An 8,088-nucleotide genomic window follows, 5' to 3' on the forward strand; every position below is an offset into this window, starting at 1 on the left:
CGACCGAAGGCCGCTATCGCCGATCACTGAAAGGCCTTGTGCCAGTGAGGTCCAGACGCGGGCGCAATCGTCTCGCGGCCGATGCGAGCGGCTCGCCCGATCGTCGGCAGATCCAGCGCGGACGGTGAATCACATTCGCGAGCCGACGGTGAATCACATTCGCGAGCCGGTCGAGATCCCGAGCTGGGCAGGCTGTTTCGGTTCGCCGTCACGAGTTCGCCCGCAGCGCGGTAACTGCCGGACTCAGCTGCGGAATCACGATCTCCCCGTACACCCGCATGGTCTCCTCCTTGTTGTCGTGTTGCAGATACCCGGCGAACTGATCGACGCCGAGCCCGGCGAGGCGGCGGAGTGCGACGAGGTGTTCCTCGGGGGTGCCCAGGATGCAGAAGCGGTCGACGACCTCGTCGGTGACGAAGTTCGCGTGGACGTTTCCGGTGCGGCCGTGCTGGTTGTAGTCGTAACCCTGGCGCCCGGCGATGTAGTCGGTCAGCGCCGCGGGGATCTGTCCGCTCGTACCGTAGCGGGCCACGATGTCGGCGACGTGGTTACCGACCATGCCGCCGAACCAGCGGCACTGCTCCCGCATGTGGGCGTGGTCGGTGCCGATGTACATCGGCGCTGCCACACAGACTTTCACCGCTCCCGGATCGCGCCCGGCCGCGGCGGCGGCCTGCCGGACGGTGCGGATCGCCCACTCGACGATATCCGGGTCGGCCAGTTGCAGGATGAATCCGTCGGCGACCTCGCCCGCGAGGGCCAGGGCCTTCGGTCCGTACGCCGCGACCCACACCTCCAGCCGAGAGCCCGCACTCCACGGGAATTGTATTGTGCGCCCGCCGTATTCGACGGCACGGGAATTGGCCAGCTCCCGGATCACATGAATCGAATCGCGCAGGGTCCGCAGTGTGGTGGGGTGGCCGCCGCCGACCCGCACGGCCGAATCGCCGCGCCCGATGCCGCAGACGGTGCGGTTGCCGTACGCCTCGTTGAGGGTGGCGAAGGTGGACGCGGTCACCGCCCAGTCCCGGGTGGCCGGATTTGTCACCATCGGGCCGACCGTAATTCGCTTGGTCTCATTCAGGATTCGGCTGTGCAGCACGTACGGCTCCTGCCACAGGATGTGCGAATCGAAGGTCCACAGATGGCTGAAGCCGTACGCCTCGGCGAGTTTCGCGAGCTGCACCGTCCGCGCCGAGGGCGGATCACACTGCAGGACCACTCCGAATTGCATTGTCGTCTCCCTGTGTCAGTCCACCCGGCAACTTCTCGAGCTCCGTCGGCTCGTCATCCCGTCGCCTTCTCCGCTCGCCCTGCCGGCTCGGCAGACTCGGCCGGCTTGCCCGCCCGCTGCGTTCACCCATCCGCCGACTCCGCAAGCTCGGGCGGTGCGCCGGCCTAGATCAGATACTGGCACTGATCGCGGCGCACGAAGCGGCCGTCGCCCTTGCGGCCGATGTACTCCCCCGCGTCGACGACGACCTTGCCGCGCGAGAGCACCGTGTCGACATGGCCGTCGATCTCGAACCCCTCCCAGGCCGAGTGGTCCATGTTCATGTGGTGGGTCTTGCCCAGGCCGATCGAGGTGTGCCCGTTCGGGTCGTAGATCACCACGTCGGCGTCCGCGCCGGGCGCGAGCACCCCCTTGCGGCCGTAGAGCCCGAACATGCGCGCCGGGGTGGTCGAGGTGATCTCGACCCACCGCTCGAGGGTGATCCGGCCCTCGACCACGCCCTGGTACATCAGGTCCATCCGGTGCTCCACCGAGCCGATGCCGTTGGGGATCTTGGAGAAATCCCCGACGCCCATATCCTTCTGCCCCTTCATGCAGAACGGGCAGTGGTCGGTGGCGACCATCTGAATGTCGTTGGTGCGCAACGCTTGCCACATGTGGTCCTGATGGTGTTCCGCGCGCGAGCGCAGCGGGGTGGAGCATACCCACTTGGCTCCCTCGAATCCCGGCGCGCCCAGTTGCTCTTCCAGTGAGAGGTACAGATACTGCGGACAGGTCTCGCCGAAGACGTTGCGGCCTCGATCGCGCGCCGAAGCCACCTGTGCGACAGCCTGTTTCGCCGAGACATGCACGACATACAGTGGGGCGCCGGTCAAATCGGCCAGCATGATCGCCCGGTGGGTGGCCTCCTCCTCGAGCTGCCAGGCCCGCGCGATGCCGTGATAGTACGGATCGGTCTTGCCCTGCTCGAGCAACTGGCCCACGAGAACGTCTATGGCGGGCCCGTTCTCGGCGTGCATCATCGTCATCAGACCGGTGGACGCACCGATCTGCATCGCGCGCAGGATCTGCGCGTCGTCGCTGTAGAACACGCCCGGATAGGCCATGAACAGCTTGTAACTGGTAATGCCCTCGCCGGGCAGTTCGCGCAGCGCCGACAACGACGCGTCGTTCACGTCGCCGACGATCTGATGGAACCCGTAGTCGATCGCACACTGTCCGGCGGCCATCTCGTGCCAGGTGGCCAGGCAATCTTGCAGCCGCTCGCCGAACTTCTGCACCGCGAAGTCGATGATCGTGGTGGTGCCGCCCCAGGCCGCCGCGCGGGTGCCGGATTCGAAATCGTCCGAGGCGATGGTGCCGCCGAACGGCATCGACATGTGCGTATGCGCGTCGATGCCGCCGGGTACGACGTACTTGCCGGTCGCGTCGATGACCGTGTCCGCACTCCGGGCGAGGTCCGTGCCGAGCACCGTGCTGCCCGGCTCGAGCAGCGCGGCGATCCGCTCGCCGTCGACGAGGATGTCCGCGGCGGTGCGGCCGGTCGCCGAGACGACCGTGCCGCCGGTGATGAAAGTGGTTGGCATACCGGGCAACTCCTTCGGCTGGGCAGGCTCAGGGCGCGACCACGGCCTGGTACGAATCCGGGCGACGGTCCCGGTAGAACTGCCAGTCCCCGCGCACCTCCCGCAGCACGTCCAGATCCAGCTCGCGGATCACGAGTTCCTCGGTGCCGGTGGAGGCGATCGCGCCGACGTAGTTGCCGCGTGGATCCACGAAATACGAACTGCCGTAGAAGGTCACCGCGGCCTCGCCGAATTCGTCACTCTCCGTGCCGATTCGGTTGTTGGCGGCGATGTAGTACTGGTTGGCGGCCGCGGCGGCGGGCTGCTCGAGCTCCCAGAGCCGGTTGGACAGACCGGGTTTGGTGGCCGAGGGGTTGAACACCAGCTCCGCGCCGGCCAACCCCAGCGCCCGCCATCCCTCGGGGAAATGACGGTCGTAGCAGATATAGACCCCGATGCGGCCGGCCGCGGTGTCGAACACCGGGTAGCCGAGGTTGCCGGGCCGGAAATAGAACTTCTCCCAGAAGCCGGGCAGGTTCGGAATGTGGTGCTTGCGGTATTTGCCCAGATAGCTGCCGTCCGCATCGATCACCGCGGCGGTGTTGTACAGCACCCCCGGCTGCTCCTGTTCGTAGACCGGCAGGACCACGACCATGTTGTGCCTGCGGGCCAGTTCGGCGAATCGCGCCGTGGTGGGGCCGGGTACCGATTCGGCGTACTCGTAGTACTTCCTGTCCTGAACATTTCCGAAGTAGGGCCCGTAGAACAATTCCTGGAAGCAGATCACCTGCACGCCCTCGACCGCGGCCTGCTCGACGAACTTCTCGTGCTTGGCCAGCATCGACTCCCTGTCCCCGGTCCAGGTGGCCTGGGTGATGGCCGCCTTGATCGTCGTCATGGAGGTTCTCCTTCCCGAATTCTTCAGTTATTGTCGAATATAAACATTTCCTGAATATTTCGATGAATGCAGGAATTGTAAACCTGCCGCCTCGACGCCCAGGCGGAAATGCATGGAATTCTCGGCCGGGAACGCCGGACCGCGGCAGCGGTCAGTGGCGTATGCCGTGGAACGGATTACCGCCGTGCAGGTAGAACCAGGCAGCCGCGGCGGCCACCAGCGCGAGGACCAGGACCACGAAGGATCCGTAGCGGGGACGGGTGGCCCAGCCCCGGCTGCGGTCGAAGGACAACCGGCCGGGTCCGGTGAGGATCAACGACGCGGCCAGACCCGCCAGGATCGACTCCAATTCGACTGTCTTGTACTGGAATCCGCTGGACATGCCCTGCTTCCAGAGCCAGGCGTCGCTGATCGAGGCCAGTACCGCGCCCGCCGCCAGCGGGGTGGCCAGGCCCAGGATGATCAGGATGCCGCCGCCGACCTCGGCGACGGTGAGCATCGAGGCGGACAGTTCGACTTGCTTCCAGCCGCCCGAGGACAGCATCTCGCGGGTGCCGGTCAAGCCCGGCCCGTGGAACCATCCGGCCAGCTTCTGCAGGCCGTGGTAGAGGAAGGTCAGGCCGATGACCAGGCGCAGCACCAGCAGGCCCAGATCCTGGGTGCCACGACGATTGTCCGTGCGGGCGAGGCGGTTACGCGGAACGGTGTTGCCTGCGCTCGGCGCGGGCGGGATGGTGGCGAAAGAATACGTCGAGGCGGCTTCGCGCTCCGACTCGCCGGCGTCCCCGGCGGGGCGTTCGTTCGCGACCGTTTCGTACCTGGCGATTCCGACGGATTCGTACTGGCCGGTGGTGTACGGCGTGGCGGACGAGCCGCCCGCGGCGGGAACATCGGGGTCGAGGCCGAGCTCGTCCTCGGTGCGCGGGACATCCGAGCCGGAAGTGGATTTCACCGTCGGGAACTCTCCGGTCGGCCCATCGTACGGACTGCCCGCCGGTTTCCCGGAGAGCCCGGGAGTGTTCGACTCGGATGATGCATGCGGCTTGTCGGTCACCCGTGCAGACTATGTCGACGCCGGGATCCGCGCTTCGTCTCGGTACGGCGTGTCCGCGCCACGCGGGCCGGTCGGGTCACCCCCTGCGAGCGTGCGCCGCGGTATTTCCGTAACGTCTGACCCATGAGTGTGGTTGTCGCGGGCCGTATCGCTGTGAGCTTGGCTGTCACCGCCTGCCTGCTGGCCGGATGTGCCGGCTTCGACGATTCCGCGTCCAAACCGTTCACCCCCGCACCCAGCATCAGTCCGGAGGGATCCGGCCCGACCACCAAGCCCTCGACCAAGCCGTCCACACCCAAACGCGCCGCGGGGCCGTGCGTCGACCCTGATCCGAGCGTCGTGGTGTCCTGCCTGGACAGCACCGGCGGACTCGCGGTGCTGCCCGACGGGCAGCAGGCGCTGGTGACCGAGCGCGTCACCGGACGGGTGCTGAAGGTGGTCAACGTGGACCCCAGCGAGGTGCCGCCGCCCCCGGCCGAGGTGGCGAAACTCGATGTCGACGCCACCGGTGACGGCGGTCTCACCGCTGTCGCATTGTCGCCGACCTACGACGAGGACGGGCTGATGTACGCGTACATCACCACGCCGAGCGACAACCGCATCGTGCGCATCGGCGCGGGCGGCGTCCCGAAACCGATCCTTACCGGAATTCCCAAGGGCACCAACGGAAATCGTGGCGCCATCGACTTCATCTCGGCCACCAGGATGGTGGTGGAGACCGGTAACGCCGGTGATCCTGGAGCAGCCGGGAATCCGAATTCGCTGGCGGGCAAGGTGTTCACGATCGACAATCCGGCGCCCGGCAACGCGAATCCGAAGATCCTCGCCTCGGGTATCGGCACGGCCGGTGGCGTATGCCCGGATCACAAGGACAGCATCTGGTTCACCGACCGCACCGCGACCGAGGACCGGTTGCAGCGCGTGGACACCAACGGCACGGTGAGCACCGGCTGGACCTGGCCGGACCGGCCGGGCGTCGGCGGATGCGCGGCCGCCGTGGACGGCGTCGCGGTATCGCTGGCCGGAGGCAAGGCGCTGGCCTTCGCCAACGCCGACCAGAACACCCACGCCATCACCACCCAGCCGACCATGGTCGCGCAGAACAAGTACGGTCAGCTGAACGGCGCGTCACTGGGGCCGGACGGGTACGTCTGGGTGGACACCGTGAACAAGCCGTCCGCGGCCGGACCGCTGGACGAGCGAGTGGTGCGGATTCCGCCGCCGAAGGGCGGCTCGGGCAACGGCTCGCCGGACTAGCCGAGAGTCGGCGGCGTGCCCGGATCGGGTGCGCCGCCGCCATGCCGGTCCATCGGGAGACGGAGACTATCCGGCGACGCCGCAGGCCGCCAGCACCAGCTCACGCACGCGAGCGGCGTCCGCCTGGCCGCGGGTTGCCTTCATGACATCGCCCACGACCTTGCCCGCGGCCTGTACCTTGCCCGAACGGATCTTCTCGGCGATATCCGGATTGGCCGCCAGGGCCTTGTCGACCTCGACCTGCAGCGCCGAATCGTCGGAAACCATGCCCAGGCCCTTGGCCTCGACGATCGCGCCCGGCTCGCCCTCACCGGCGAGGACGAAGTCGACGACCTGCTTGGCGACCTTGCTGTTGATGGTCTTGGCGTCGACCAGGGCGACGACCTCGGCGACCTGCCCCGGGGTGATGGGCAGCTCCTCGAGCGCCACGTCGCGTTCCTTGGCCTGCTCGGTGAGGTAGTTGACCCACCAGGCGCGGGCGGCGTCGACCGAGGAGCCCGCATCGACGGTCGCGATGATCAGATCCAGCGCGCCGGCGTTGATCAGATCGCGGAACACCTCGTCGGGCAGGGCCCATTCGGCCTGGATGCGGGCGCGGCGCAGCCACGGGTATTCGGGGATGGTGGCGCGCAGCTCCTCGACCCAGGCCGCGTCGGGGGCGATGGGCTCGAGATCCGGCTCGGGGAAGTAGCGGTAGTCCTCGGCGGTCTCCTTGGGGCGGCCGGGCGAGGTGGTGCCGTCGGTCTCGTGGAAGTGCCTGGTCTCCATGAGGATCGAGCCGCCGGAGGCGAGTATCGCTGCCTGACGGCGCATTTCGAACCGGACCGCGACCTCGACGCTCCGGAGCGAGTTCACGTTCTTGGTCTCGGTGCGGGTGCCGAATTCCTTGGCGCCCTTGGGCATCAACGAGACGTTGGCATCGCAGCGCAGCGAGCCCTGCTCCATCTTCACGTCCGAGACGTCGAGCGACTTCAGCACTTCGCGCAGCGCCGTGACGTAGGCGCGGGCCACCTCGGGCGCGCGCTCCCCGGCGCCGGTGACCGGCTTGGTGACGATCTCGATCAGCGGAACGCCCGCGCGGTTGTAGTCCAGCAACGAGTGGCTCGCGCCGTGGATGCGGCCGGTAGCGCCGCCCACGTGCAGCGACTTGCCCGTGTCCTCCTCCATGTGGGCGCGCTCGATCTCGACCCGGAAGGTGGTGCCGTCGTCCAGCAGGACGTCGAGGTAACCGTCGGTGGCGATCGGCTCGTCGTACTGGCTGATCTGGTAGTTCTTCGGCTGGTCCGGATAGAAGTAGTTCTTGCGCGCGAACCGGCCCCACGGAGTGATCGAGCAGTTCAGCGCGAGACCGATGCGAATAGCCGATTCGACGGCCTTCTCGTTCACCACCGGCAGCGCGCCGGGCAGGCCCAGGCAGACCGGGCAGACCTGGGTGTTCGGCTCGGCTCCGAACGTCGTCGGGCAGCCGCAGAACATCTTCGTCGCGGTGCCCAGCTCGACGTGCACCTCCATGCCCAGCACCGGATCGAACCGGTCGACGACATCGGCATAGTCCATCAAGTCCACCGTGGGTGCAGTCATGCTCGCAGTTTAATTGCCTTCGCTTCACCCCGGCGGCCCGCGCCCCCGACGACCGGGCGCCAACGTTGCCGACGGCACGAACCAGGTGTGACCGACAGACAAAACCCAGCCGCAACCACACAACGCCCTCAGCGGCGTAACGTCTCCGTCGAGCTGGAAACACCCCGCGAAACACTCACCAACAACACCCGAAGCCCCAGCACCCACACCGAAACCGACCGACGCGAAGCAAGGCGAAAACCAACGCACCGAACCGGCAACGTCTCCGTCCCGCAGGAAACAGCCCGCGAAACGCTCACCGACAACCCCGAAGCCTCGGCACCCACCACACCGAAACCGACCGACGCGAAGCGAGGCGAGGCGAAAGCTCACGCACCCAGCGGCGAAGCGTCTCCGTCGGGCTGGAAGTCGCCCGCGAAGCGAAAGGCTCAGCAACACCAACCCCAAAGGTTTTCGGCGCGGGCTCGTCGTTCAGCCCTCGAAGCGCATGGCCGAAGGC

At 67.2% G+C, this 8,088-nt stretch carries 6 protein-coding genes; 1 reads left to right on the top strand and 5 read right to left on the bottom strand.

Features of this window, described 5'->3' with window-relative positions:
* Window positions 1–208: 208 nt before the first annotated feature.
* The 4 genes from AC5WS7_RS39790 to AC5WS7_RS39805 form a co-directional block, all read right to left on the bottom strand.
* Window positions 209–1,234 (bottom strand): TIGR03842 family LLM class F420-dependent oxidoreductase, encoded by a 1,026-nt coding sequence (locus AC5WS7_RS39790; protein ID WP_495959835.1) that lies wholly within the window; start codon window positions 1,232–1,234, stop codon window positions 209–211.
* Window positions 1,235–1,398: 164 nt separating this feature from the next.
* Window positions 1,399–2,820: a dihydropyrimidinase gene (gene hydA, locus AC5WS7_RS39795; protein ID WP_495959836.1), complete on the bottom strand. Its 1,422-nt coding sequence runs from the start codon at window positions 2,818–2,820 to the stop codon at window positions 1,399–1,401.
* A gap of 28 nt (window positions 2,821–2,848) precedes the next feature.
* Entirely contained in the window at window positions 2,849–3,697 is an 849-nt protein-coding gene (locus AC5WS7_RS39800) for a nitrilase-related carbon-nitrogen hydrolase (protein ID WP_495959837.1), read from the bottom strand.
* Between the two features lie 151 nt (window positions 3,698–3,848).
* On the bottom strand, window positions 3,849–4,649 hold the full coding sequence (locus AC5WS7_RS39805) for a DoxX family protein (protein WP_495959838.1): 801 nt from the start codon (window positions 4,647–4,649) through the stop codon (window positions 3,849–3,851).
* A 225-nt stretch (window positions 4,650–4,874) separates the two neighbouring features.
* On the opposite strand from AC5WS7_RS39805, the gene AC5WS7_RS39810 reads away from it, so the two are divergent.
* Window positions 4,875–6,008, top strand: a complete 1,134-nt coding sequence (locus AC5WS7_RS39810; protein ID WP_495959839.1) for a PQQ-dependent sugar dehydrogenase — start codon at window positions 4,875–4,877, stop codon at window positions 6,006–6,008.
* A 66-nt stretch (window positions 6,009–6,074) separates the two neighbouring features.
* Here AC5WS7_RS39810 and gatB read toward each other — a convergent pair whose 3' ends face one another.
* Window positions 6,075–7,589: an Asp-tRNA(Asn)/Glu-tRNA(Gln) amidotransferase subunit GatB gene (gene gatB / locus AC5WS7_RS39815; protein WP_495959840.1), complete on the bottom strand. Its 1,515-nt coding sequence runs from the start codon at window positions 7,587–7,589 to the stop codon at window positions 6,075–6,077.
* Window positions 7,590–8,088 lie beyond the last annotated feature (499 nt).

Source organism: Nocardia sp. PLKS1-43 (genome assembly GCF_059510335.1).